General features: G+C 61.2%; 26 protein-coding genes. 11 read left to right on the top strand and 15 right to left on the bottom strand.

Annotated features, from left to right (window positions below):
* Positions 1–31 precede the first annotated feature (31 nt).
* Entirely contained in the window at positions 32–268 is a 237-nt protein-coding gene (locus AAEO81_RS22250; RefSeq protein WP_166597932.1) for a DUF2789 domain-containing protein, read from the bottom strand.
* Positions 269–606: 338 nt separating this feature from the next.
* Between AAEO81_RS22250 and AAEO81_RS22245 the strand changes: the two genes are divergently transcribed.
* Positions 607–1,074 (top strand): hypothetical protein, encoded by a 468-nt coding sequence (locus tag AAEO81_RS22245; RefSeq protein ID WP_341959049.1) that lies wholly within the window; start codon positions 607–609, stop codon positions 1,072–1,074.
* Positions 1,075–1,100: 26 nt separating this feature from the next.
* On the opposite strand, the gene AAEO81_RS22240 is transcribed toward AAEO81_RS22245, so the two are convergent.
* From AAEO81_RS22240 to AAEO81_RS22205, 8 genes are all read right to left on the bottom strand, one after another.
* A complete protein-coding gene (locus AAEO81_RS22240) occupies positions 1,101–3,236 on the bottom strand; it encodes a TonB-dependent receptor (protein WP_341959048.1) in 2,136 nt (711 codons plus the stop codon).
* Positions 3,237–3,443: 207 nt separating this feature from the next.
* Positions 3,444–3,833, bottom strand: a complete 390-nt coding sequence (locus AAEO81_RS22235; protein WP_341959047.1) for a DUF2946 domain-containing protein — start codon at positions 3,831–3,833, stop codon at positions 3,444–3,446.
* 142 nt (positions 3,834–3,975) lie between these two features.
* Positions 3,976–4,332, bottom strand: coding sequence for a Na+/H+ antiporter subunit G (locus tag AAEO81_RS22230; RefSeq protein WP_341959046.1), 357 nt, complete (start codon positions 4,330–4,332; stop codon positions 3,976–3,978).
* Entirely contained in the window at positions 4,329–4,607 is a 279-nt protein-coding gene (locus AAEO81_RS22225; RefSeq protein WP_166597937.1) for a K+/H+ antiporter subunit F, read from the bottom strand. The genes AAEO81_RS22230 and AAEO81_RS22225 overlap by 4 nt, the downstream gene beginning before the upstream one ends.
* Positions 4,604–5,092 (bottom strand): Na+/H+ antiporter subunit E, encoded by a 489-nt coding sequence (locus tag AAEO81_RS22220; protein ID WP_341959045.1) that lies wholly within the window; start codon positions 5,090–5,092, stop codon positions 4,604–4,606. The genes AAEO81_RS22225 and AAEO81_RS22220 overlap by 4 nt, the downstream gene beginning before the upstream one ends.
* Positions 5,089–6,768, bottom strand: a complete 1,680-nt coding sequence (locus AAEO81_RS22215) for a monovalent cation/H+ antiporter subunit D (protein ID WP_341959044.1) — start codon at positions 6,766–6,768, stop codon at positions 5,089–5,091. The genes AAEO81_RS22220 and AAEO81_RS22215 overlap by 4 nt, the downstream gene beginning before the upstream one ends.
* Positions 6,765–7,109, bottom strand: coding sequence for a Na+/H+ antiporter subunit C (locus AAEO81_RS22210; protein ID WP_108237088.1), 345 nt, complete (start codon positions 7,107–7,109; stop codon positions 6,765–6,767). The genes AAEO81_RS22215 and AAEO81_RS22210 overlap by 4 nt, the downstream gene beginning before the upstream one ends.
* The gene (locus tag AAEO81_RS22205; RefSeq protein ID WP_341959043.1) at positions 7,109–10,057 is read right to left on the bottom strand and encodes a monovalent cation/H+ antiporter subunit A; all 2,949 of its coding nucleotides are present in this window, start codon (positions 10,055–10,057) and stop codon (positions 7,109–7,111) included. The genes AAEO81_RS22210 and AAEO81_RS22205 overlap by 1 nt, the downstream gene beginning before the upstream one ends.
* Before the next feature lie 469 nt (positions 10,058–10,526).
* Here AAEO81_RS22205 and tusA point away from each other — a divergent pair, with 469 nt between their 5' ends.
* Entirely contained in the window at positions 10,527–10,781 is a 255-nt protein-coding gene (gene tusA, locus AAEO81_RS22200; protein WP_166597941.1) for a sulfurtransferase TusA, read from the top strand.
* 78 nt (positions 10,782–10,859) lie between these two features.
* Positions 10,860–12,008: a 4-phosphoerythronate dehydrogenase PdxB gene (pdxB, locus tag AAEO81_RS22195; protein WP_341959042.1), complete on the top strand. Its 1,149-nt coding sequence runs from the start codon at positions 10,860–10,862 to the stop codon at positions 12,006–12,008.
* Positions 12,009–12,107: 99 nt separating this feature from the next.
* On the opposite strand, the gene AAEO81_RS22190 is transcribed toward pdxB, so the two are convergent.
* Positions 12,108–12,284, bottom strand: coding sequence for a PA1571 family protein (locus AAEO81_RS22190; RefSeq protein WP_166597943.1), 177 nt, complete (start codon positions 12,282–12,284; stop codon positions 12,108–12,110).
* A 312-nt stretch (positions 12,285–12,596) separates the two neighbouring features.
* On the opposite strand from AAEO81_RS22190, the gene AAEO81_RS22185 reads away from it, so the two are divergent.
* Complete coding sequence (locus AAEO81_RS22185) at positions 12,597–14,393, top strand: ABC transporter transmembrane domain-containing protein (RefSeq protein ID WP_341959041.1); 1,797 nt, start codon at positions 12,597–12,599, stop codon at positions 14,391–14,393.
* Between the two features lie 113 nt (positions 14,394–14,506).
* Here the strand turns inward: AAEO81_RS22185 and AAEO81_RS22180 are convergent, their stop codons facing one another.
* A complete protein-coding gene (locus tag AAEO81_RS22180; RefSeq protein ID WP_166597945.1) occupies positions 14,507–14,794 on the bottom strand; it encodes a pyrimidine/purine nucleoside phosphorylase in 288 nt (95 codons plus the stop codon).
* 89 nt (positions 14,795–14,883) lie between these two features.
* A complete protein-coding gene (locus AAEO81_RS22175) occupies positions 14,884–15,426 on the bottom strand; it encodes an exonuclease domain-containing protein (RefSeq protein WP_341959040.1) in 543 nt (180 codons plus the stop codon).
* 266 nt (positions 15,427–15,692) lie between these two features.
* Between AAEO81_RS22175 and AAEO81_RS22170 the strand changes: the two genes are divergently transcribed.
* Both AAEO81_RS22170 and AAEO81_RS22165 read left to right on the top strand, forming a co-directional pair.
* Positions 15,693–16,325 carry a TetR family transcriptional regulator gene (locus tag AAEO81_RS22170; protein ID WP_166597990.1) on the top strand — a complete coding sequence of 211 codons (633 nt, stop codon included), beginning with the start codon at positions 15,693–15,695 and terminating at the stop codon, positions 16,323–16,325.
* A 90-nt stretch (positions 16,326–16,415) separates the two neighbouring features.
* Complete coding sequence (locus AAEO81_RS22165; protein ID WP_341959039.1) at positions 16,416–17,246, top strand: amino acid ABC transporter substrate-binding protein; 831 nt, start codon at positions 16,416–16,418, stop codon at positions 17,244–17,246.
* A gap of 50 nt (positions 17,247–17,296) precedes the next feature.
* Here the strand turns inward: AAEO81_RS22165 and AAEO81_RS22160 are convergent, their stop codons facing one another.
* Positions 17,297–17,464 carry a DUF2897 family protein gene (locus AAEO81_RS22160; protein WP_166597948.1) on the bottom strand — a complete coding sequence of 56 codons (168 nt, stop codon included), beginning with the start codon at positions 17,462–17,464 and terminating at the stop codon, positions 17,297–17,299.
* A gap of 223 nt (positions 17,465–17,687) precedes the next feature.
* On the opposite strand from AAEO81_RS22160, the gene pyrF reads away from it, so the two are divergent.
* Positions 17,688–18,386, top strand: coding sequence for an orotidine-5'-phosphate decarboxylase (gene pyrF / locus AAEO81_RS22155; protein ID WP_341964596.1), 699 nt, complete (start codon positions 17,688–17,690; stop codon positions 18,384–18,386).
* A 440-nt stretch (positions 18,387–18,826) separates the two neighbouring features.
* Here the strand turns inward: pyrF and AAEO81_RS22150 are convergent, their stop codons facing one another.
* The gene (locus AAEO81_RS22150) at positions 18,827–19,969 is read right to left on the bottom strand and encodes a glycerophosphodiester phosphodiesterase (protein WP_341959038.1); all 1,143 of its coding nucleotides are present in this window, start codon (positions 19,967–19,969) and stop codon (positions 18,827–18,829) included.
* A gap of 292 nt (positions 19,970–20,261) precedes the next feature.
* Here AAEO81_RS22150 and AAEO81_RS22145 point away from each other — a divergent pair, with 292 nt between their 5' ends.
* A complete protein-coding gene (locus AAEO81_RS22145; protein ID WP_341959037.1) occupies positions 20,262–21,701 on the top strand; it encodes a diguanylate cyclase in 1,440 nt (479 codons plus the stop codon).
* Here AAEO81_RS22145 and AAEO81_RS22140 read toward each other — a convergent pair.
* Complete coding sequence (locus AAEO81_RS22140; protein ID WP_341959036.1) at positions 21,620–21,982, bottom strand: DUF2442 domain-containing protein; 363 nt, start codon at positions 21,980–21,982, stop codon at positions 21,620–21,622. The two genes, AAEO81_RS22145 and AAEO81_RS22140, sit on opposite strands and share 82 nt — an antisense overlap.
* 815 nt (positions 21,983–22,797) lie before the next feature.
* Here AAEO81_RS22140 and AAEO81_RS22135 point away from each other — a divergent pair.
* The 3 genes from AAEO81_RS22135 (at position 22,798) to AAEO81_RS22125 (ending at position 25,345) form a co-directional block, all read left to right on the top strand.
* On the top strand, positions 22,798–23,730 hold the full coding sequence (locus AAEO81_RS22135) for a 2-hydroxyacid dehydrogenase (protein ID WP_341959035.1): 933 nt from the start codon (positions 22,798–22,800) through the stop codon (positions 23,728–23,730).
* 49 nt (positions 23,731–23,779) lie between these two features.
* Entirely contained in the window at positions 23,780–24,544 is a 765-nt protein-coding gene (locus AAEO81_RS22130) for an SDR family oxidoreductase (RefSeq protein WP_166597953.1), read from the top strand.
* Positions 24,545–24,655: 111 nt separating this feature from the next.
* Entirely contained in the window at positions 24,656–25,345 is a 690-nt protein-coding gene (locus AAEO81_RS22125; protein WP_341959034.1) for a fumarylacetoacetate hydrolase family protein, read from the top strand.
* Positions 25,346–25,376: the final 31 nt, after the last annotated feature.

Raw genomic sequence — 25,376 nt, 5'->3', positions numbered from 1 at the left:
GAATTCGGTCGCCTCGTACCGTCCGGCAGTGTCATTTTTTCGGGTGCAGCCGTTCGTTCAACTCATCCACGACGGGCGCCCACTCGGCATCCACTCGCAGTTCTTCCTTTAAAAAACGCGCCTGTTGCGGGGTCCAGAAGTCGGCGTCGATCAGCTTCACGTCATCCGGCAGGGCGTGTTGGCTGATAAAAGCGTCAATGCTGGCTTCATCGGCATCGAGTCCCAATTGTTCGAACAGTGTCGCCAGTGTCGGTGTCGTGAGTTCCATGATGTCTCCCTTGAAGGCTGCGGTCGTGATGAGCGTGATCAGTTCGTCACCTGTGTTGCATGTGAGTGTGGGAGGTGAGCAAGAGTTCGACGTATCTGCCTGAACGATTCAGCCCGCGCCCTGCGTGATGTCTCGGCGATTGGACACAGCCGCACGCGCACATTCATGTACAAAAACGGCTACATTACGGACGGAAGGCATATATCCCGTATAGACTCTCAGCCGGTAGAATCCTGGCGCGTGCCAGCGTCCGGCACCCGGGACGCATCGTTTTCCTTGTCGTTACCCTTGCCTGGCCAATTGCCGGGCAAGTTCATATCAGGTTGGGAGTTTGTACATTGGCAGTAAGTAATCTGGATACCCATGCGTTATTCGTGCTTGGCGATTTGCGCGCGAAGTTGGTGAAGCTGTTCCAGGCACGTTTCGTTTATGTCATCGAGCAGTCTCCCGAGGGCATTTACATGTCCGAAATCGACACCGAGGCTGCGCTGGTCGTCGATGACAAACCGCGTCTGGAGCTCAAGGTCGGCGATCACTTTCGTGCTGCCGTATTGCCGAGCCGTGAGGGTGGCAAATTCGAACTCCGTTTTCGTGAAATCAAGATGACCGTCTACGGTCTGGGCGAGTATGCCTTCGTCGAAGTGCCCGAAGGTCACGGCATTGTGTTCAAGGAATCCCACACGGTGTTCATGGTGTTCGCGGCCCATGAACAGATCCAACAGGGCCTGAGCAAAGTCTTGAAAGCCGCCACGGCTAAAGCGGCCAAGTGGCGCAAGGGCGAACTGGTGTTCAAGGCCAGCGAGTGATTCGCTGACCCTGAACCGTTTTCGCGTCAGAAGCGGGTCTGCACGGCCAGTTCGAACGTTCGCGGTTCTCCAAGGTAATACGCCGGTGACACATGGGCGAAGCGCGCATACACCTCATCGGTGAGGTTGCGGACGCGGCCGGTGACCGACGTGTGTGAGTCCACCTTGAAGGTCAGAAAGCTGCCATAAAGCGTGTAGGACGGCACCGTCTGCGTATTGGCATTGTCGGCATACACCGACGCCACGTAGCGCGCATCGACGCCGCCTTGCCAGCGCGGGGTGAAATCGTAGGTCAGCCACAGATTGGCGACCTTGTCCGGCACGTTGGTGGGCGTATTGCCCTTACGCGAGACCACGACGCCTGCGGCATTTTTCTCGCTAAAGTCGTCGTACTGCGCGTTGACCCAAGCGATGTTGCCTTCGAGGAGCAGAGCCGGCGTGATCCGTAGCGCGCTGGCCAGTTCGACCCCCTGCGAGGATTGCTGGCCCACCGGGATGGTGTTGGTCGGGTCCTGCGGGTCAGTCACGGCGAAGTCCTTGCGCTCGATCGTGTAGGCCGCGACTGTGGCCGAACCCCGGCCTTGCAGGTAGTCGAACTTGCTGCCGATTTCCCACTGCTTGCCCGTGGACACATCGAAATTCTGCGTCCCGCCGGGCTGCTCGGCGGCGGTGCTGTATTGCACGTAGACGTTGGCGCTGGGCACGAACTGCCAGGTCAGACCCGCGCGGCCCGTCACCGGCTGCCAGTCTCGTCGCAAGTGGCGGGGGTTGCTGGCGGTCACCACGCGGTGGTTGGTCACGTCCAGGTCGATGTCGTCGTAGCGCAGGCCGGTCACCAACGACCATTGTTCATTCAGCGCCAAATGGTTCTCCACGAAGACTGCTTGGGTCGTCACCTCGTTGGTCTTGTCCTTGACGAACCCCTGCCGCGTGCCGGGCAAGTCGTAAAAGTGGCCGGGGTCGAACGCGTCCGGATTCACGGTGTTGTTCGCCGGGACATTCCACGGGTTGCTGGTGGTGCTGTTGACCTTGTACTCGAAGCCTCCCGCCCAGGTCGTGGCCATGCCCAGCAGATGGGTGTCGTGACGCAACTCGAATTGATCGCCGCCTTGCGTGCCTTCGTGGCGCACCAGGTACGCCGTGGAGCGATTGATCGCGCTGTTGTCGGCGTTGTACTGGTAGGTCTCCAGATTCCGGTAATCGCGCTGGCTGTCGAGGTGATAGAGGGTGTTGCGCAAGGTCGTGGCGTCATCAATGCGGTAATCGATGATCGAGCGAATCCACTTCGTGCGCTGTTCGTACAGCCCGTCGTCGACGTTGTAATTGCGAAAGCGGTCGTGCTTGTCGATCTTCAATTCCCCCGCCTTGGGGTTGAGCACCGGCGTGCCCCAATAGGGGCTGTCTTCGTGCTCGTCCTGATATTCCAGCGCCAGGGTGTGGGACAAGTTCGGCGTGATGTCGCTGAGCAGGGAAAAAGCGACGTTCCAGGCATCGTTTTCCTGGCGGTCTATGTAGCCATTGCTGGTGGTGTGGCTGACGTCCAGACGGGCGTAGTGCTGAATATCCGAGGTGGGATCGCTGAGCGCGTGGTTTGCGCCAAAGGCGGTTTGCGTGGTGTCGAAACTGCCGTAGCTGATGCGCCCCTCGGCGGCCTGTTCCTCGCGATTGGCCAGTTTGGTGACGTAGTTCAGTGAGCCGCCCACCGAGCCCGCGCCGTTCATCACGGAGGACGGGCCACCAAGCAGTTCGACGCGGTCGTAAATCCAGCTGTTGACCGGGCGCGCCAGGCCGGTGGCGACGTTTATGCCGTTGAACATCTGCGTCACCTGGCTGCTGGTGAAACCACGATAGGAAATGAACCCCCCGAAGCCGGGCGGCGCGCTGGCGTTGACGCCGGGCAGGGCGTTGGCGGCGTCCTGAAAGTTTTGCGCGCCTCGGCGTTCGATGTCCGAGCGCGTGGCGACGGCGATGGAGGCGGGTGTTTCGCGCAGGCTCAGGCCGAGGTGGGTGGCGCTGGCGGCCTGTTGTTCGAGGTCCAGGCCGGTAGGGTCGGTGACGTGTTCATCGTTGATCGTGACGGGTGCCAGATCGATGGCCGATTGCGCATAGGCGAGTGGAGACAGGCTGCCGATCAAACCGGCGAGCAGGGGAATGCGTTTCATGGTTAAAACCTGAAATGAGGGCGAGCGAATCCCTGCCGGTATCTCTCTTCTGACGCCTTCGCGAGCAAGCTCACGCCTACAGGACGGGGGTCGTTTGTAGGAGTGAGCTTGCTCGCGAAGGCGTCAAAACAGGCTCCGAAAAAGCAAGCAGACGGCCACGATCCGGCGGCCGCTGTCAGGCAGGGTCAGTTGAATGCTGAGATCAGATCAGACGAAAGGCGGCGCGCGCGGGTTGGCCGTGGGCCAATGGAAAGCGGAAGGGATTTCATAGGACGCCACTACCGCAGGCGGTGGGCTGTGTTGCTCGGGGAGGAGGTTGAGGGTCAGACTGGAGTTCAGCGCCGGGCCCATGCCGCCGGTGGAACATAAAGGGCAACCGAACGCCGCAGACAGCGTCGGGAGCTTTTGATCACCCGGTTTGAATGCCTCGACGGTTTTCAGCGCCCGGCCATCGGTGGAGCAGAATTCGCCACCGATACCGTTGAGCTGCATGCCGACCATCTGGCCATGACCGATGCTACAGGCGAACACGTTGAACAGGACGCAGCAGTAAAGCATCCATGCGATCAGGTGTCGGTCAGAGCGGGCCAGTTTCATGGCGGGAAATTTAACAGAAGCTGGGAGCTACAAGCTACAAGCTACAAGCTACAAGCTACAAGCTACAAGCTACAAGCGGATCATCACTCGGTGTCGCTTTGAGCTTGAGGCTTGCAGCTTGCCGCTCGAAGCTCGCCGCGCTTCACCCCTCTTCGGACACTTCGGGAGGCACGTCGGCGTCTCCGGCCATGCGTTTGCGAAAAAGCCCGGTGCGCGCCAACAGCAACGTTGTCACGGGCACGGTGATCGCCAGCAGGATCGGGATCAGCCAGGCGTGTAGCACAGGGCCTTCTTTCAACGCCGAGAAATAGACGATCGACGCCAACGCCACGCACCACGCCCCGATCGTCGAGGCCAGCGCCGGGGGGTGCATGCGCTGGAAGAAGTCTTTCATCCGCAACAACCCCAAGGCGCCGATCAAGGCAAACACGCTGCTGGCAACCAGCAACAGCGCCGTCAGCACCTCGACCCAAAACGGCAACACCTGCAACGAATTCATTCGATCACCTCACCGCGCAGGAGGAATTTTGCCAGCGCGAACGACCCGACAAAACCGAACAGCGCAATCAGCAGTGCGGCCTCGAAATAGGTGTCGCTGGCATACCGAATCCCCAGCACCAACATCATCAGCATCGCCAGCAGGTAAAGGTAATCCAGCGCCAATACCCGGTCCTGCGCCGAAGGGCCTTTGAACAGGCGGATGAGGGTGAGGATCATCGCCACCGTGAACAGCGACAGGCTGAACAAGATCGCATTGGTCAGCAGCGGGCTCATTGAAAAATCTCCATCAACGGGCGTTCGTAGGTGGTCTTGAAGTGCTCGATGAAACGCGCCTCGTCGTCCAGGTCAAAGACGTGCATCAGCAACGCGCTGCGATCCAGTGCCAATTCTGACCAGACCGTCCCCGGCACCACGGTGCAGATCATCGACAGCGCGGCCAGCCCGTGGGCGTCGTGCAGGTCGAGCGGCACTTTGACGAAGGCCGAACGCGGCGGCTTGTGGCGAGCGCGCAATACGCCCCACGCCACCACCAGATTCGACACCAGCACGTCACGTCCCACCAGAAAGAACAGCTTCAGCGCCACGCCCGGCCTGCGAATCCGCGCAGGCTGCGGGCGTAATGGTGCGAACAGGATCGGCGCAAAGAACCCCAGTAACGCACCGAGCAACAGATTGCCCGCGCTCAGCGACAGGTTGAGCAGCAACCACAGCGCCCACAATGCCAGCGACAAGAGCGGGGCAGGAAACACGCGGCTCATGGCTGCACCTCCGCGCTGGCGGTGCTCGGGGAGGGCACCGGTTTGGCGGCCATCACCGACAGCACGTACTGCTGCGGATCATGCAGCGCCTGGGCGGTGTCCTGGGTGTAATGCAGCAGCGCCTGGGCCTTGAACGTCAGGACGATGCAGGCGCCGAGCAGCAGCGCGATGGGCATGCACTCATTGCGGCGCAGCGCGGGAGAAGGGCGGTCCTGTGCGGTCCAGAATCGCTTCATGCCCACGCGCACGAACGCGAACAGCGAAGCCAGCCCCGAGACGATCAGCAGCGAGACCAACGCCCAACTGGCGCCGCGAATGGCTTCGTCTTTTGCCACGTCCAGCCCCAGCGGGTTGAGCAGGGCGCTGATCAGCGTCAGTTTGCCGAGGAACCCCGACAGCGGCGGCATGCCAATGATCAACAAGGCGCAGGCGATGAAACTCAGGCCCAGAAACGCCATGGTCCAGGGAATCACCTGACCGACCACGGCCTTCTGTTCGTCATCAAGGTTGGTGCCCGGCAGCGGGTGCAGCGATTCCATGGCTTTGGGCAGCTGATCGGCGTCGTCTTCCAGCGGGATCTCATTGGCCGAACGCGAACGCTCCACCAGTTCGGCGAGCAGGAACAGCGCGCTCAGCGCCAGGGTCGAGCTGACTAGATAGAACAGCGCGCCCGCCGTCAGGCTCGGCTGCCCGAAGCCGATGGCCGACAGCAGAATCCCCGCTGACACCAGAATGCTGAGGCTGGCCATGCGTTCCAGCCGCTGGGCCGCGACGATGGAAACGGCCGCCACGGCCAACGTCGCCATGCCGCCCCAGATCAGCCAGTCGCCGCCGAAGAACGCCGACGCACCGGCTTGGCCCGAGAACAGCAGCGTCCACAGGCGCAGCAGGGTGTAGGCGCCGACCTTGGTCATCAGTGCGAACAGCGCCGCCACCGGGGCGCTGGCGGCGGAATAGGCCGGGACCAGCCAGAAGTTCAGCGGCCACATGCCAGCCTTGGCCAGAAACGCGACCGCCAGAATCGCGGCCCCGGCGTGCAGCAGGCCCAGGTCAGCCTCGGAAACCTGTGGGATTTTGACGGCCAGATCGGCCAGATTCAGGGTGCCGGTCACGCCGTAAATCAGCGCCGCGCCGATCAGAAACAGCGACGAGGCCAGCAGGTTGATGGTGATGTAATGCAGCCCCGCCGACACCCGCGCACGTCCCGACCCGTGGAGCATCAGGCCATACGACGCGGCCAGCAGCACCTCGAAAAACACGAACAGGTTGAACAGATCGGCCGTGAGGAACGCGCCATAGAGGCCCATCAGTTGAATCTGAAACAGCGCATGAAAACTCGCCCCCGCCCGGTCCCACCGGGCCAGCGCGAACAGCAGCGCGCAGAATGCGACGATGCCGGTCAGCACCAGCATGAGCGCCGACAAGTGATCGACCACCAGCACGATGCCGAAAGGGGATTCCCAGTTGCCCGGCAAATACACGCCAATCGAACCGGTGGTCCCGGTCTTCTGCACCCACATCATCAGCGTGATCGAGATGCCCAGCCCCAGCGCCGTGGACAGCACGTTGATCGCGGCCTTGATCGGGCGACGCTTCTCGCCGATCCACAACATCAACGCGGCGGTCAGCACCGGCAGCAGGATCGGCGCGATGATCAGTTGGTTCATCAGGCTCATTCGCTGCCCTCCCGACCGTCGACGTGGTCGTTGCCGGTCAGGCCGCGAGAGGCGAGCAACACCACCAGAAACAGCGCGGTCATGGCGAAGCTGATGACGATGGCGGTGAGCACCAGCGCCTGAGGCAGCGGGTCGGTGTAATTGAGCAAGTCTTGTGGCACGCCGTCCTTGATGATCGGTTCCTTGCCGATGAACAGGCTGCCCATGCTGAAGATGAACAGGTTGACGCCGTAGGACAGCAGGCACAGGCCCATGACCACCTGAAAGGTCCGTGGGCGCAGGATCAGCCACACGCCCGACGCGGCGAGCACGCCGATGGCAATCGCGATGACTTCTTCCATCACATGGCTCCTTGGGAGGTGGCTGGCGCAGGGGTTACGGGCACCGGTTCAATGGGCTGCGGCAGCGACGTCGGGCGATGGCTGCGCACCGATTGGTGGGCCAGCGCGGTGAGGATCAGCAGGGTCGAACCCACCACCACGGCGTACACGCCGATGTCGAAGAACAGGGCACTCGCCACATGCAGGTCACCGAGGAGCGGCACGTGCAGATGCGCGGTGTGGGTGGTCATGAACGGGTAACCCAGGGCCATCGACCCCAGCCCGGTCGCCAGGGCGAAGATCAATCCTGTGCCCATCCAGCGCAGCGGGCGCAGGCTCATGTGCGCTTCGACCCACTGGGTGCCCGCGACCATGTACTGAAGAATGAAGGCCACCGACATCACCAGCCCGGCGACGAACCCGCCACCGGGCTGGTTGTGGCCGCGCATGAACAAGTACATCGAGACCACGAACGCCACCGGCAACAGCAGGCGCACCAGCACGGCGGGCACCATCATGAAGCCGAGCGCAGTGTCCTTGGCATGACGCGGGTTGACCAGATCGGTCACCACGTCCCGCGCCAACAGGCGTTGCTGCGCGGGCAGGGCGATGCTCTCTTTTGGCGGACGGAAGCGGCGCAGCAGCGCAAAGACCGTCAATGCAACCACCGCAAGAACGGTGATTTCGCCGAAGGTGTCGAAGCCCCGGAAATCCACCAGCATCACGTTCACGGCGTTGGTGCCGCCGCCTTGGCTCAGTGCCCGGCTCAAGTAGAACTCGGAGATCGCGTTCGGCGTGGGGCGGGTCAGCATCGCGTAGGACAGCAACGCCATGCCGCCGCCCACCGCCACGGCGAGGATAAAGTCGCGCACCCGGCGAACCCGCGCGCGATTGCGTGACCGCGTGGGCGGGGCGACGTTTTCGTTACGGCGCGGCAGCCAGCGCAGGCCGAGCAGAATCAGTACCGTGGTGACCACTTCCACGGCCAATTGGGTCAGGGCCAGGTCGGGCGCCGAGAACCAGACGAAGGTCACACACGTCATCAAACCGCAGACGCCGACCATGGTCACGGCCGCGAGCCGGTGGTACTTGGCTTGCCACGCAGCCCCGAGGGCGCAGGCGATGGCGATCAACCAGAGCATGACGAACACGCCGGAGCCCGGAATTTTCGGCCGGTCGCCCCAAGTCAGGCCGCTGTCGTACATCGGCACGAAGCCTGCGACCAATGCGACGAACACCATCAAGAACAGCTGGGCTTGCAGGCGCCGAGTGGTCAGCAGTTCTTCCAGCGCTCGGGCGATGCGCAGCTTGGTGATCAGCACCGCTTCGAACAGGCGCTTGCCGTTCAGGCGCCCGATCAGCGGGGTGCGTTTGAAGCGGTCACGTTTGAAATGTGGACGCAGGAAGAGATAGAGGACGATGCCCGCCGCCATGGCGATCAGGCTCATGATCATCGGCGCGTTCCAGCCGTGCCAGATGGCGAGGCTATATTCGGGCAAGGTGCCGCCGACCACGGGCTGCGCAGCGGCGGCCAGCAACGGACCGACTGACAAGGCGGGAAAAATGCCGACGATCAGGCAGGCCAGCACCAGCAGCTCCACGGGCACCCGCATCCAGCGCGGCGGTTCATGGGGCGTGTGGGGCAGGTCGGTGGCTTTCGGGCCGAAGAACACATCCACCGTGAAACGCAGGGAATAGGCGACGCTGAACGTCCCGGCAATGGTTGCGATCACCGGCAGCGCGGTTTCGACCCAGGCGGTGGAGGTGATGAAAACGGTTTCGGCGAAGAACATTTCCTTGGACAGAAAACCATTGAGCAGCGGCACCCCGGCCATGGCGGCGCTGGCGACCATTGCCAGGGTCGCGGTGTAGGGCATGAGTTTGATCAGGCCGCTGAGTTTGCGAATGTCGCGTGTGCCGCTTTCGTGGTCGATGATCCCGGCTGCCATGAACAGCGAGGCCTTGAAGGTCGCGTGGTTGAGAATGTGAAAGACCGCCGCCACCGCTGCCAGCGGGCTGTTGAGGCCCAGCAGCAGGGTGATCAGGCCGAGGTGGCTGATGGTGGAATACGCCAGCAGGCCCTTGAGGTCAGTCTGGAAAATCGCCGAATACGCGCCGATCACCAGCGTGCAGGCCCCCGCGCCGCTGACGATCCAGAACCATTGTTCACTGCCGGACAACGCAGGCCACAGCCGCGCCAGCAGGAACACCCCGGCTTTCACCATCGTCGCCGAGTGCAGGTACGCCGACACGGGCGTCGGCGCGGCCATGGCGTGTGGCAGCCAGAAATGGAAGGGGAATTGCGCGCTTTTGCTGAGGGCGCCGATGAGGATCAGGGTCAGCAGAACGGGGTAGAGGGCGTGGGCGCGGATTGCATCGCCCGAGGCCAGCACCCGGTCCAGGTCGTAACTGCCGACCACATGGCCGAGCAGCATGACCCCGACCAGCAGCGCCAGCCCGCCCGCGCCGGTGACCATCAACGCCATGTACGCGCCGCGTCGGGCGTCGGCGCGATGGTGCCAATAGCCGATCAACAGGAACGAGAAAACACTGGTCAGCTCCCAGAAAAACACGATTTGAACCAGGTTGCCGGACATCACCAGCCCGAGCATGGCGCCCATGAACGCGAGGAAAAACGAGAAAAAGCGCGGCACCGGGTCGTCCGGCGACATGTAATAGCGGGCGTAAAGCGAGACGAGGGTGCCGATCCCCAGCACCAGCATCGAGAACAGCCAGGCGAATCCGTCCAGACGCAGGACGAAATTCAGGCCCAGACTGGGCAGCCAGAAGAACTCTTCGCGAATGACCCCGCCGTGGGCGATTTGCGGGTACCACAGTGCGACCTGTATCGCGCCGATCAGGGCGATCAGGCCAGCCAGAATGGATTCACTGTTACGAGCGTTGTGCGGCAAGAGCGCCGCCAGACAGCTGCCGATGAAAGGCAGAAGCAGTAGAACTATCAGGGACATAGGCTTCTAATCTGCGGAAAAATGTCAAGGATCATACGGTCTGCGTCGTGCATCACCAACCGCCAAGATGTCGCAGAATCCTACAAAGACTGTAGGCAGCAGCGTAGTTGACCGCTTTGGAATGAATTTGTTGAGCTCCATCGCATTGGCCCGTAGGAGCGAATTCATTCGCGAAAAATGGACAGGCGACGGAGATGTATTGAGTGAATGGGCCTCTCGCGAATGAATTCGCTCCTACAGGAGGTCTCGGTAGCACTGAGAGACGGGGCTGTCTGTAGGAGCGAATTCATTCGCGAAAAATGGATCAGGCGATGGGACGTGTCGACTGTACAGGGCCTCTCGCGAATAAATTCGCTCCTACAGGTGATCGGCCTGGATAAGGAGGGCGTCAGGGTGATCGGCAAGACCAGTGACGATTGGCGCCTTTGTCCATTTAAGCGACAATGCTCGCCAGTTTCTGGAGCGCCTCATGTCTGATTCCATCGAAAGCCTTGCCGTTGACGCGGTCCTCGACGCGTCCGGCCTCAATTGCCCTGAGCCTGTGATGATGCTGCACCAGAAGGTGCGCGATTTGCCGGCGGGTGGTTTGCTCAAGGTCATCGCGACCGACCCGTCGACCCAGCGCGACATCCCGAAATTCTGTGTCTTCCTCGACCACGAACTCGTCGAAAAGCAGGCCGCCGACGGCGTTTACCTGTACTGGATCCGCAAGAAATCCGCGTAAGTCCACCCTTGAAGTGAGCGCAGCGCTGGCCCCCTCGGACACCAGCGCCTACACTGCCGCCACTTCAGGGAGCCCACCATGCGCATCGTTGCCGACGAAAACATTCCACTGCTTGACGCCTTCTTCTCCGGTTTTGGCGACATCCGTCGTTACCCCGGACGCACCCTCGACCGCGCTGCGGTGGCCGATGCCGACATCCTGCTGGTGCGCTCAGTCACCAAAGTTACCCGAGAGCTGCTGGAAGGCACGCCGGTGCGTTTCGTTGGCACCTGCACCATCGGCACCGATCACCTCGACCTCGACTACCTCAACGAAGCGGGCATTCAATGGTCCAGCGCGCCAGGCTGCAACGCCCGGGGCGTGGTGGATTACGTGCTCGGCAGCCTGTTGACCCTCGCTGAGATCGAAGGTGCTGACCTCGCTCGGCGCACCTATGGCGTGGTGGGCGCGGGGCAGGTCGGTGGTCGGCTGATCAAAGTGTTGCGCGGGCTGGGCTGGAACGTGCTGGTCTGCGACCCTCCCCGACAGGCAGCCGAAGGCGGCGATTATGTCAGCCTCGACGAGATCATCGCCCGTTGCGACGTAATCAGCCTGCACACGCCTCTGAATAAAAGTGGCGAGCTGTCAACCTGGCACCTGTTTGACCGCACCCGTCTCGAAGCCCTCAAACCGGGCGCCTGGCTGATCAACGCCGCCCGTGGCCCGATCGTGGACAACGCCGCGTTGCGTGAAGTGCTGCTTGAGCGGGAAGACCTGCAAGCCGTGCTGGACGTCTGGGAAGAAGAGCCGCTCGTCGATGTGGCGCTGGCGGACCTGTGCGTCATCGGCACTCCGCACATTGCCGGTTACAGCCTCGACGGGCGGCAGCGCGGCACGGCGCAGATTTACCAGGCACTGTGCGCGCACCTGGGCCAGCCAGCGGCCATCGAACTGCAAGACTTGCTGCCCAAACCCTGGCTGGCGCAGGTCACCTTAGACGCCAACACTGACCCCACGTGGGCGCTGAACATGCTCTGCCGGGGCGTGTACGACCCGCGCCGCGACGATGCGGATTTTCGTCGCAGCCTGGTCGGCGATTCATCCAGCCAGCGACTGGCCTTCGACGCCCTGCGCAAACACTATCCGCCGCGCCGCGAAATCGAAGGCTTGCGTGTCAGCCTGAACGGCCCGTCCGCAGCCTTGCAGCAGATCATTCAGGCGGTGGGTGCGGTGTCGGTCGGCGAGTGATAGGCGTGACTGCGGATTTGACGCTGGGGTTGGGCAATCTGCCAAGCCGCACGCAGAAAAAACCCGGCGGGAGGGCCGGGTTTCAAAGGCGTCTGTTCATCAGTCTTGTTTTTCAGGTTTGACCCAATACTTTTCGCATTCCTGACACGCGGCCTGAACCATTTCTTCAGTAATCAGGACCTGATTCCCGTACTCGTCCAGAACGGCGCCGCCCAGTTGAGATTCGGGCTGGGGCCGTACCACGGGTTCTTGATTGCTGCTGTTTTGCAAGCTCATGGCCTGTCTCCTCATCAGGTGGTGCGCTTCAGGTTATCCACGCTCGATGACCGCGCCATGACATTTCTGAACACTTCAAGCGCGCACGCTTCAAGCGTCCTTTCAGTGCAACAGATGACGGCGGCAATCGCCAGCCGACCGTTAGACCGATCCACTCTAACCGTCCCTGATTAGCGTCATAACGCGGCGCTTTAACAGCGTGGACTCCTTTATCCTGACTGGCAGACCACGATTGAGTTCAGCAAAACACGACGAGCGTACACAGAGGGGCAGGTGTAGGCTCTGCCCTGAATTTTCCTACAGGTGACTTTCATGGCTTCTGTGTTTTCCGGTCGTCAGCGGCATGCCCTTCGTCTGGCGCTGCGGATGATCGCGCCGTATCGCAAGCAGGCCTTTGGCGCCTTGGTGGCGCTGATCGTCACCGCCGCCATCACGTTGTCCATGGGACAGGGCATCAAAATGATGGTCGACAAGGGTTTTCTGACCCGCTCGCCGGAATTGCTCAACGAAAGCATCGCGCTGTTCATGGTGCTGGTGGTGGCGTTGGCCATCGGCACGTTTACCCGCTTCTATCTGGTGTCGTGGATTGGCGAGCGGGTGGTGGCCGATCTGCGCAAGCAAGTGTTCGATCACTTGGTCAGCCTGCACCCCGGCTTTTATGAGAACAACCGAAGCTCGGAAATCCAGTCACGCCTCACCGCCGACACGACGTTGCTGCAATCGGTCATCGGCTCGTCGCTGTCGATGTTCCTGCGCAATGCCCTGATGGTGATCGGTGGCGTGATCCTGCTGTTTTTCACCAACCCCAAGCTGACCAGCATCGTGGTCGTGGCGTTGCCGCTGGTGGTGGCGCCGATCCTGATTTTCGGGCGACGAGTGCGCAGCCTGTCGAGAGAAAGCCAGGACCGGGTGGCGGACGTTGGCAGTTACGTGTCGGAGGCGCTGGGACAGATCAAGACGGTTCAGGCCTACAACCATCAGGAACAGGACCGACAGCGTTTTTCGCAGACAGCGGAAGGCGCTTTCGAGACGGCGCGTAAGCGGATTCTTCAGCGCTCGTGGCTGATCACCCTGGTCATCGTGCTGGTGCTCGGCGCCGTGGCGGTGATGCTGTGGGTCGGCGGCATGGACGTCATCGCCGGGCGAATCACCGGGGGCGAGCTGGCGGCGTTCGTGTTCTACAGCCTGATCGTTGGCAGCGCGTTCGGCACCCTCAGCGAAGTGATCGGCGAGTTGCAACGGGCAGCCGGCGCAGCGGAGCGCATCACTGAACTGTTGCAGGCCCGCAGCGAAATCACACCCCCGAGCAGCGATCTGCTGACCCTGCCGGAACGCGTGAGCGGTCACTTGGCCTTGGAAAATGTCAGCTTTGCCTACCCCTCCCGGCCTGAGCGTAACGCGGTCGAGGGTTTGAGCCTGACCATTGAAGCGGGTGAGACGCTGGCGTTGGTGGGGCCGTCGGGGGCGGGTAAATCGACGCTGTTCGACCTGTTGCTTCGTTTTTATGACCCGCAGCAGGGACGTGTGTTGATAGAGGGTGTGCCGGGTGAGCGTCTCGATCCCTTGGACCTGCGTCGCTGTTTTGCCTGGGTTTCACAGACCCCTGCGCTGTTTTTTGGCAGCGTCGAGGACAACATTCGTTATGGCAATCCCGAGGCCAGCGACGAACAGGTCGAAGCGGCGGCGCGAATCGCTCATGCCCACGAATTCATTCAACTGCTGCCGCAGGGGTATCAGACGCATCTGGGCGATGGCGGAATGGGGTTGTCGGGCGGGCAGCGTCAACGTCTCGCCATTGCCCGTGCGTTGCTGGCCGACGCGCCAATCCTGTTGCTCGATGAGGCCACCAGCGCGCTGGATGCCCAGAGCGAGCATCTGATCCAGCAAGCATTACCCACGTTGATGAAAGGTCGCACCACCTTGGTCATCGCTCACCGCCTGGCCACCGTGCAGAACGCTGACCGGATTGCGGTGATGGATCAGGGGAGGCTGGTGGCCGTGGGCACGCACCGGGAATTGATCGCCAGCAACCCGCTGTATGCGCGGTTGGCGGCGTTGCAGTTCAATGCGGGGATGCAGGCAGATGGATTGAGCGCAGATTCATTGTAGGAGTGGCCGGGGTGGCGGTCCACCGTGCGCGCGAAGAGACCGGCACGCCTAACGAATGCTCGGCGTCAGATAGCTCTGCTATCGCGAGCAAGCTCACTCCTACAGATTCCCGATCAGTCCTTGCGGTATTCGCACAGGTAAGCGGTCTCGACGCTCACTTCCAGGTCGAACTTGCTGTTCGCCGGCACGCGGAATTGGTCGCCTGCGTTGAAGGTTTCCCAATCGTTGGCACCTGGCAGCAGGACTTTCAGCGAGCCCGAGACCACATGCATGATTTCGCGATCAGCGGTGCCGAAGTTGTATTTGCCTGGCGCCATGACGCCGATGGTGGCTGCGCCCTCGGCTTGCTGGAAGGCGATGGACTTGACGGTGCCGTCGAAATACTCGTTGACCTTGAACATGGCTGATCTCCTCGAAAGGGCTAAAAAAGGGCGGACAGTATGCCGAACGTACAAAAGGCCGTCATCCGCTTTGATAAATGCGTCATCGTTCAGGAAGGAATGACCAACGGGATCAACCTCGCCGTGTTGCGCGCGTCGGTCAGAGCCCGGTGTTGCTGGCCATTGAAGTGCATGCCCGCCAGTTGCAGCGCGGTATTCAGGCCGCAGGGTTTTTGCAGTTGACGGGCCTGCGCAAACCGCTGTTTGAGGTTGATGTGCGGCAGGCCGCTCAGCTCGCTGGTCAATTGATGCTCCTGCCATTGCAGGGTCAATTGCTCGCGGTCGTAATCACCCCAACTGATCCAGCCCACCAGCCGTGTGCGGTGATGGCTCATCCAGCGTTCAAATTGCGGCCAGATCGTCGTCATGGGCGACGCCGTGTCCACCTGGCTTTGTTGGATATGGGTCAGTTCGCGGCAAAACGGGGTCAATTGCGGCCTGCGCGCCGGGCGCACGAAGCGTTCGAAATGGTCGATTTCGCGGCCGTCCGAATTGACCACGCAGGCGCCGATCTCAATGATTTCCATCTCTGCCACTGGCCATCCGCCCTCTTCGGTGGTGGCCTCCAGATCTATCACCAACCAATGGGGCATTGCTCGCTCCAGTTTCCTAATCCGTGGCACCGTGATGCAGCGTAGCCATATTAGAGCCGTTGCGTCCAACGTGACGATCACGGGTGATCACTGCGTGGGACTCATCTGACGGACGATTGTTTAATCCGGGCCAGGATTTTTTTCGTCGGACAGAAAGGCCAAATGCTGGCCAAGCGCTTGCTTGGTTGAAGCGCTCGGCATAAATTGCCGCGCGACCAGTAGGTTTTGTAGGCGATTTTTTCGCGATCGAGTGAAAGGGCATGGCGGTGGATGAACGCGACACGTCGACGGTGATGCACGGGCTGATCGCGGGCGGACTCATGACCGATCCGGACAGCCCAAGGGGCAAGCTGCTGCAAGTAGCCGCGCACCTGTTTCGTCACAAGGGGTATGAGCGCACCACCGTGCGGGACCTGGCGGCGGCCGTGGGGATTCAGTCGGGGAGCATTTTTCATCACTTTCGCAGCAAGGATGAAATCCTGTGCGCGGTGATGGAGCAGACCATGGTCTACAACACCGAGGTGATGCGTGTCGCATTGGCGCAAACCCGGGATGTGCGTGAGCGCGTATTGGCGCTGATCCGCTGCGAATTGCAGTCGATCATGGGCGGCACCGGCGAAGCGCTGGCCGTCATGATCTATGAATGGCGCTCGCTGTCGGCCGACGGGCAGGCGAGGGTCCGGGTCTTGCGCAACGCTTATGAGCAGTTGTGGCTGCACGTGCTGGGGGAAGCCAAGGCCTGTGGTCTGGTGCAAGGGGATGTGGCCGTCACCCGACGTTTCCTGACGGGCGCGTTGTCCTGGACCACCACCTGGTACCGTGCCGAGGGCACTCTGACCCTGGAACAATTGGCGGAGCAGGCGTTGCTTTTGCTGTTGAAACAGCCAGATCTGGCCTAAAGCCAGCTTTGATGTCGTTTGACCGTTGTCTAATTGTCCGCGAACGCATAGCTTACGCGTACTCCGATTCGCCAGAGGTGCTTTGTCTTGATGTCTACGCCCGTGCGGATGGCTTTGAAAACGCTGCTGTTGGCAACGACGACCCTGTGGGCCTGGCAAGCGGGCGCGGCGCAGATCGTGCGCATTGGTGCGGCGCATTTTCCGCCGTACACGATTCGACCCGAGCGGGGCGAAGACACCGGGTTGCTGCCACAGATGGTCAGTGCGTTGAACGCCATGCAGAGCGACTACCATTTCGAGATGGTGCCGACCTCGATTCCCCGTCGTTTCCGCGATTTTCAGCAGGAACGCTTCGACATGGCCATTTTCGAGAACCCCGCCTGGGGCTGGAAGGACATTCCCCACGAGGATGTCGACATGGGGCTTGAAGACGCCGAGATTTTCGTCGCCCATCGTATGCAAGGGCGCGGGCAGAACTATTTCGATGACCTGACGGGCAAGCGCCTCGCGTTGTTCAGCGGTTATCACTACGCTTTCGCGCGGTTCAACGCTGACCCCAAGTTCCTGGCCGATCAATACAACGCCACGCTGACCTATTCCCATGACAGCAACCTGTTGATGGTACTCCGGGATCGGGCCGACATCGCCTTGGTCACCCGCTCGTACCTGAGCACGTTTATGGCCAGCAACCCTGAAGACGCCGATCAATTCCTGATTTCAGACCGGGTCGATCAGATATACCGGCACTACGCGCTCCTGCGACCGAACGCGCCGATCACCGGGGAAAAATTTGGGGGGTTGCTCAGACAGCTTCGGGAGAACGGGCAGATGTTCAAGATATTCCAGCCGTTCCGGATCGCCGTGACGCCACAGGCCACGCATCACGCCGTGGCGCTGGATGAGAGTGACGGTACGGATTGATAGAACAGAAGGGCATGCGGGGGCGGCGAGGGTTCACCGCCCGACGCGGTCTAGCGGTCGCGGGCTTCCTTGGCGTCCATTTCGGCGTTGCGCTCGTGGACGCGCTTGAGCTGTTCATCGGTCAGGGGCAGTTTTTTCGCTGAGTCCTTCAGCATCACCAAACCGCCGACGATCGAGCCAATTGCAATTACCAGAATCAACCAGGCATACCAGGGCATGAGGCTCTCTCCTTATTGTGATATCGCTTTGAGCAACGGCGCTGCCCAGTGGTTCCATTGTAGGGGATGCCCGGTCGTGCGGGGATGCGAGTCGGTTTCGAAACGGTATGACGGTGGGCCCCAGGCTTGGCGGCATCTTTGTCTTTTACCGATCACCGGGTCCCGCCCTGCGACGGGTTCAGCTACAATGCGCGCCGATTTCGACTTGCCAGAGAACCCGCTCATGTCCGCCTGCCAGACCCCCATCATCGTCGCCCTGGATTTCCCGACCCGCGAAGCCGCGTTGAAACTGGCGGACCAACTGGACCCCAAGCTGTGCCGGGTCAAAGTGGGCAAAGAACTGTTTACCAGCAGCGCGTCGGGCATTGTCGAGACCTTGAACGACAAGGGCTTCGAAGTGTTTCTGGACCTCAAGTTTCACGACATCCCCAATACCACGGCGATGGCGGTCAAGGCTGCGGCGGAAATGGGCGTGTGGATGGTCAACGTGCACTGCTCCGGCGGCCTGCGCATGATGGCGGCCTGCCGCGACGTGCTGGATCAACGCAGCGGCCCGAAACCGCTGCTGATCGGCGTGACCGTGCTGACCAGCATGGAACGTGAGGACCTGGCAGGCATCGGCCTGGACATCGAACCCCAGGAACAGGTGTTGCGTCTGGCGGCCTTGGCTGAGAAGGCGGGGATGGACGGCCTGGTGTGTTCGGCGCTGGAAGCTCAGGCCCTGAAAACGGCGCACCCGTCGTTGCAACTGGTGACACCGGGTATTCGTCCCGCTGGCAGCGCACAGGATGACCAACGCCGCATCCTGACCCCGCGCCAGGCCCTGGACGCCGGTTCCGACTACCTTGTCATCGGCCGCCCGATCAGCCAGGCAGCAGATCCGGCGAAAGCGCTGGCCGCGGTGGTGGCGGAGTTGGCGTAAGCCTCTCCCTTTGCGGCAAGCGCTCTGTAGGAGTGAATTTATTCGCGATTGGTCGGTACAGATGACGCATCTCCTTCGCCTGTACCAATGTTTCGCGAATGAATTCGCCCCTACAGGGGAAATCTGCGCCGCGATGCACGAGGCCTGACGCCGACCTGACTGTAGGAGCGAATTTATTCGCGATTGGCCGGTACAGACGACACATCTCCATCGCCTGTACCAACGCCTCGCGAATGAATTCGCTCCTACAGGGGTAATCTGCGCCGCGATGCACGGGGCCTGACGCCGACCTGACTGTAGGAGCGAATTTATTCGCGATTGGCCCGTACAGACGACACATATCCATCGCCTGTACCAACGCCTCACGAATGAATTCGCTTCTACAGGGGGTAAGCGACGCCGCGATTTATGACGTCAGCCAGCTAGAATCACGGTGGGTTTCAATACCCGATCCGCTTCAGGATCGATTCCATGCTTTCTTTCGACGGACGACCGTAGAACTTCAGCAGTTCCGAAGCCCGGTTGGTAAAAAAACCGTCGACTCCCCGAGCGCTGATGGCCTTGAAGTCCACCGCGTCGTCCACGGTGTAGGGATGGATGATCATCCCACGGTCATGAGCCATCTTGTTCATCCAGGGCTGCACCAAATCCATGTAGCTCTGATCGCCGCCGTTTTTCAGCGCCGCCGCAGGGCCGGTGCCTATGGCGCCATGGGCCTTCGCCCAGTCCATCCATGCCGCGAACTCTTCCTTGGATTTCACCTGCTGCGTTGCGTAGAACGCCGCCTTGTCCTTGGCCCCCGAATCCTTGAACGTCTTGTCCGACGCCGCCGGGATATACCCGTCGCCCGTCCACAGCAACAGCACTTTCGGCGTGTCAGGCATGGCTTTTTGCAGCAGTTCCAGGCTCGGCTTCTCGAACGTCTGCAAGACCACGCGGCCCGGCGTATGAGCCACGTTCACATGGCCTTTCTCCGCCGCAGGGCGTTGGCTCAGCCAGCCGCGTTGCTCCAGTTTTTTCTTCAAATCCTCTTCGACGCCGGGAAATTGCGCCGGCACCTTGGTCTCAATGTACAGCCCCGGTTTGTTCTTGCCACCTTCGGCGATGTCGATCACTTCATCCAGCGTCAGAATCTTCAACCCCACATAGCTGGCGCGGGCGCGATCCGGATGGGCCTTGTTGAACCAGGAGCCCGCGTCCAGTCGCTTGATTTCTTCGAGGGTGAAGCTGCTCAGCGGGTCTTTCACCCGGTCCGGATAGACCTCGGCAACGTTGGTGGTGCGCTCCAGCGTGTCGTCGTGCAAGGCAATCAGCACGCCATCCTTGGTGCGCTGAATGTCCATCTCCAGATAATCCGCGCCCAGCTCGCGGGCCAGGGTGTACGAGGGCACCGTCTCTTCCGGTGCATTGAACGACGCGCCTCGGTGGGCGATGACCGCAGGCCACGGCACGCCGATTTTTGCGGCCAGCGCCTTGCCCGGTTCGTTGGCTGCCATGGCCGAGCCCGACGACCACATCACAGCGGCCATTGCGGCGGCCAGCACGGTCTTGGAAAGCAAGTGGGTGGAGAGCCTGTTGAGCATGTGATGACATTCCTTATGTGCATGATTCATTCATGAAGCGGCGGAAAACCGCTGCGCGTGCCAGCCTGCGTGTTAAGCGGCTGCGTGTCCGGGCGCATGGGGTCAGACCATAAACAGCCGATGAGTTGCGGGCAACCAGACTGTCGCTGCTGGAAAAAAACTGTCGTTATGGCGGATTGGCGAATGGCTGAAACCAGCACGTTTCGGCAATATGGCTCACAGTTTCATGCGCTTTCATGACGCTAAATCGTCGGGTGCATGAACGTTTCAGTGAGCGGGCGGCTCTTTTCGTATGGAAACAAACACTTACGCGGCACTGGTGGGCTTTGTCGACATGCTGATGGACGCCATCTGTGTGGTGGACGTCGAAGGTCGCTACGTTTTTGCGAGTGCGGCGGCAGAGCGTATCTTCGGTTACCGGCCCGACGAACTGATCGGCCGCAAAATGATTGAGCTGGTGCACCCCGATGATCGCGAACGCACGTTGGCAGCAGCGCGGGACATCATGGGAGGGCAGCCCAACGTCGGTTTCGAGAACCGCTACGTGCGCAAGGATGGGCGCATCGTGCACATCATGTGGTCAGCGCGTTGGTCCGAAGTCGATAACCTGCGCATCGCGGTGGCCCGAGACATCACCGAGCGCAAACGTTCCGATTCCGTGCGTTCGGCGCTGCTGAGCATTTCCGAAGCCGCTCACGTCGCCAGCGACTTGCCCGCATTGTTCAAGGACATTCACGGCGTGATCGCAGACCTGCTGCCCGCACGCAATTTCTATGTCGCCCTGCGGGACAAATACAGCGGCCTGGTGAATTTTCCCTACTACGTTGACGAGCTTGATCCGACGCTTCAGCAGCCGGTGGCTGACGCCCTGGCCTCCGAAGTGGTCGGCACCGGGCGGCCGCTGCTGCTGGCGCCTGTACTCGTCGATGCTGATCCGGTCATTCCGACGCCTGAGCATCTCCGGAAATTGCTCGGTGGCGACGGCCTGTCGTGGCTCGCCACCCCATTGGAGACCCAGCACGGCATCATCGGTGCGCTGTTGGTCAAGAGCCATCCGGACAGCCCGCATTACGGCGAGCGGGATCAGGAACTGTTGCAGTTCGTCTGCACCCAAGTGGCGGCGGCCATCGAGCGCAAACAGCTGTATGACCGCCTGAAAAGCATGGCCCAATACGACCAACTGACCCAATTGCCCAACCGCATGCTCTTGCAAGAGCGTCTGCAACAATCCCTGGAACGGGCAAAACGCAGCGCGGGACGACTGGCGCTGCTCTACCTCGACCTCGACAAGTTCAAGCAGGTCAACGACACCCTGGGCCACGCGGCGGGAGACCTTCTGCTTCAGGAAGTCGCCCATCGCCTCAAGCTGTGCGTGCGCGAAACCGACACCGTCGCGCGAATCGGCGGCGACGAATTCGTCATCCTGCTCGACCGCGTCAACCATCCGGACGACTCCGCGAAAGTCGCGGAAAAAATCTGCAGGTCCCTCAACGTCCCCATGGTCCTCAAAGGCAACGACTGGAAAATCCTGCCCAGCATCGGCATCGCCAACTACCCGGAAAACGCCACCGACCTGACGCAACTCTTCCGCCATGCGGATGAAGCGATGTATTGCGCGAAGAAGGGTGGGGGTAATCGATTTCAGGGTGATCAGGATTCTGAAACAACGGGGATTTTACGCGGGCGGCCGCCTTTCAAACCGTTTGCTTTCGAAGCGTTGGCTTTCGCCTGACTGCTGCGCCGTCCATTGCGCGCCGCGATGACACTCGCCGCCATCGCCATCAGCGGCTCGCTCGCCGAAATCAAACCTGTGATCGACACATGCAGATCGCGGCGTTCCAGACACAGCGCACTGCCGGAAAACCCCAATTCGATCTGACTCAACTCTTCAATCGACAGGCAACGAAGCTCGGCATAAAGGCTGACCGGCAGCAGCACCGCGGTTCGATCAGAGAAGCCGATGGCCAGCGCGTTCAGATCGGCTAAAAACTGAAGCGTCGTTGCGTGCAGCAAGCACTGTGAGCGCTTGCGTCCTTCATTGATCGCCTGTGTGAGGACCGCTTGCGTGACGACCTCGTCGTCATGTTCGCGGGCTTTTATAGGTTTCATAATTCGATCTCCAGTGGCGCGCGGTAGCCCGCCAGGTACAACGTTGTTGTGTAAGTGTGGACGTCGAACTCGGCCGACAAAATGGGCGACGTGCTCAACCGGCCGTATCGCGGAGCAACGACTTCTCCACATTCGAGGTCCCACGCTTGATTTTCCAGGCACAGCGTTTGCTGGCTCCGCCACCAGCACTCACGGACCTTTCGAAGATTTGCACGGCGTTTGATGACCAGCCTCAATTCCTCCAGAACACGTGAGCACGGCTCATTCTTAGCCGGTATGACGTCCCACAAACGGATGCCGTTATGCCAGAAGCTGAACAGAAAACGCGCTTCCCAATCCCGAGCGCCAACATGCACGTGCGGCGGGCAATGCTCGTTGCGGGTCAAAACTGCGATGCTGCATCCCTTATGACTACACACTCTCATTCAATAACCCATCCGTTAGGTTTTGAGTCTATGCCCTGGCGGCGGACATTACGACTGCCAAGGCGCATTTGGAACGATTTTCGGAAATCGGCTACAAAACGACGTCGGCTACGGCGCGCAGAGAGTTGAACGCAATTTCGCTTATCGATCCACGACGCAGCTGCTACAAAAATTGACGCTCCTGAAGCCGCCGCGAGGCCGGTTTCATTGAGTCGTTTTTTTGCGCGCACCCTGCACAACCGCTCTAACTCGCGCTACTGTCTGCCTCATCGAATTTTCCGCGACGGAGTGATGATGAAGACGGTGCTGGTGTTGGTCGAAAGCGTGAACGAGTACTTGCCGATTCTGGAGGAACAGGGGTTTCGGCTGATCCTGGCGCCGACCCCGGCGATGCGGGCGGAGGCGGTGGCGACGCGGGGCAGCGAGATCGACGCAGTGCTGACCCGTGGGCCATTGGGATTCACGGCGGCTGAGATGGCGGCGTTGCCGAAGTTGGGGATCATCTGTGTGATCGGCGCCGGTTACGAGCAGGTGGACCTGCCTGCTGCAGAAGCGCGAGGCATCGTGGTGACCAACGGGGCGGGAGTGAACGCGCCGACCGTTGCAGACCACACGATGGCGTTGCTGTTGTCGCTGGTGCGTGACATTCCCCAGGCCGATGCGTCGGTGCGGCGCAGTGAGTGGCGCAAGGTCACGCGGCCTTCGTTCGCCAACAAGCGCCTCGGTATTCTGGGGCTGGGCTCGGTGGGCATGGCGATCGCTAAGCGTGCGCTAGGTTTCGATATGCAGGTGAGTTACCACAGCCGTTCGCCTCGGGCCGGTGTGGATTTCACCTATTGCGCCACGCCGCTGGCATTGGCGGCTGAGTCCGATTTCCTGATCGTGGCGACGCCGGGCGGCAGCGGCACGCGTCACCTGATCGACCGCGCCGCCATCGAGGCGCTGGGGGCGGAAGGTTTCCTCATCAATATTGCGCGGGCCAGTGTCGTGGACACTGCAGCGCTGGTCGACGCGTTGCAACACGGGCGTCTGGCAGGTGCGGGTCTGGACGTGTTCGACGACGAGCCGCAGGTACCGGATGTCCTGAAAACGCTGAACAACGTGGTGTTGACGCCTCACGTGGGAGGGTTGTCGCCGGAAGCCTCGCGGGGCACGGTGCAGATGGTCGCGGACAACCTGCTGGCGTTTTATGCGGGCAAGCCGGTCCTGACGCCTGTCTACAGCTAAGCCCCGAACGTGTCGTTTTCATTCTTCTAACAACAAACAGGAATTTCTCATGTCTTCATCGTCTGCCCTGAAAGTCGCGCTGGTCACCGGCGCAGGAAGCGGCATTGGCCGTGCCGTGGCGCTGCAATGGCTCAAAGACGGCTACGCCGTGGTGCTGGCCGGACGTCGCCTGGAACCGCTGACTGAGCTGGCCGAACAGGCGAAAGCGGCGGGCCAGCAAGCGCTGGCGGTGTCTACCGATGTGCGGGATGCGGCCAGTGTCGAGGCGCTTTTTGCCACGATTGAAAAAACGTACGGGCGTCTGGATGTGTCGTTCAATAACGCAGGCATCGGCGCACCGGCGGTGCCGATGGATGAGTTGTCGGTGGAGCAATGGAAGAACGTGATCGACACCAACGTCACCGGGATGTTCTTGTGCGTGCGCGGCGCGTTCGGTCTGATGCGTCGTCAGGTGCCGCAAGGTGGGCGGATCATCAACAACGGCTCGATCTCCGCGCATACGCCACGCCTGTTCAGCTCGCCGTACACCTCCAGCAAGCATGCGGTGCTGGGCCTGACCAAAAGCACCTCGCTGGACGGTCGGCAGTACAACATTGCCTGCGGCCAGATCGACATTGGTAACGCGTTGACGGAGATGACCGACCGCATGACCAAAGGCGTGTTGCAGCCCAACGGTGAGTTGCAGGTGGAGCCGACGATGAACGTGCAGCACGTGGCCGATGCCGTGAGCTACATGGCCGCGCTGCCGCTGTCGGCGAACGTGCTGAACATGACGGTGATGGCGAACAGCATGCCGTTTGTGGGGCGTGGGTGAATTAGATTGCATTGCTCCGTCCAAAACCTCCGGGGATCTGTCCAACCCGGCCTGCCGCCGAATCCGCACACTGTGTCCCTGTCGAGCTAACTTTCAATCGAGGACATGACCATGAACGAATTCGTCATTGCACCCGTCGCCACGCCGTCGCTGGCCGTGGCCGGGACTTCTGCCCGTTTCCCGATCCGTCGCGTGTTCTGCGTCGGTCGGAATTATTCCGAGCACGCCCGTGAAATGGGCCACGACCCTGATCGCGAGCCACCGTTCTTCTTCGCCAAGCCTGCCGATGCTGTGGTGCCCGCCGAAGGCACGATCCCGTACCCACCGCTGACCCAGGACCTGCACCACGAAATCGAATTGGTGGTCGCGATTGGCAAGGACGGCGTGAACATCGACGCTGAAGACGCCCTGAGCCACGTCTGGGGTTACGGCGTCGGCCTGGACCTGACTCGCCGTGACTTGCAGGCGCAGGCCAAGAAAATGGGCCGTCCGTGGGAATGGGCCAAGGCGTTCGACGCGTCCGCCCCGGCCACTGCGCTGTTGCCGGTGAGCAAGGTTGGTCATCTAGACAGCGGTTCCATCTGGCTGGACGTGAACGGCGAACCTCGCCAGCGCGGCGATCTGGCGGACCAGATCTGGGCCGTCAAAGACGTGATCGCCTACCTGTCGCAATCGGTCGGCGTCAAAGCGGGCGATTTGATCTACACCGGCACGCCAGCGGGCGTCGGCGCGCTGCAACGGGGTGACGTGGTCACCGCAGGCATCGAAGGTTTGGCCGAACTCACCGTCACCATCGGATAAGCCGCGAGCGTCGAGCGGCAAGCTGCAAGCT

Origin of the sequence: Pseudomonas sp. RC10, assembly GCF_038397775.1 — a bacterium.
GTDB classification, from domain to species: Bacteria; Pseudomonadota; Gammaproteobacteria; order Pseudomonadales; family Pseudomonadaceae; genus Aquipseudomonas; species Aquipseudomonas bambusae.
The sequence above is the reverse complement of the archived record's forward strand: the minus strand, read 5'-3'. Positions and strand labels throughout refer to the sequence as shown.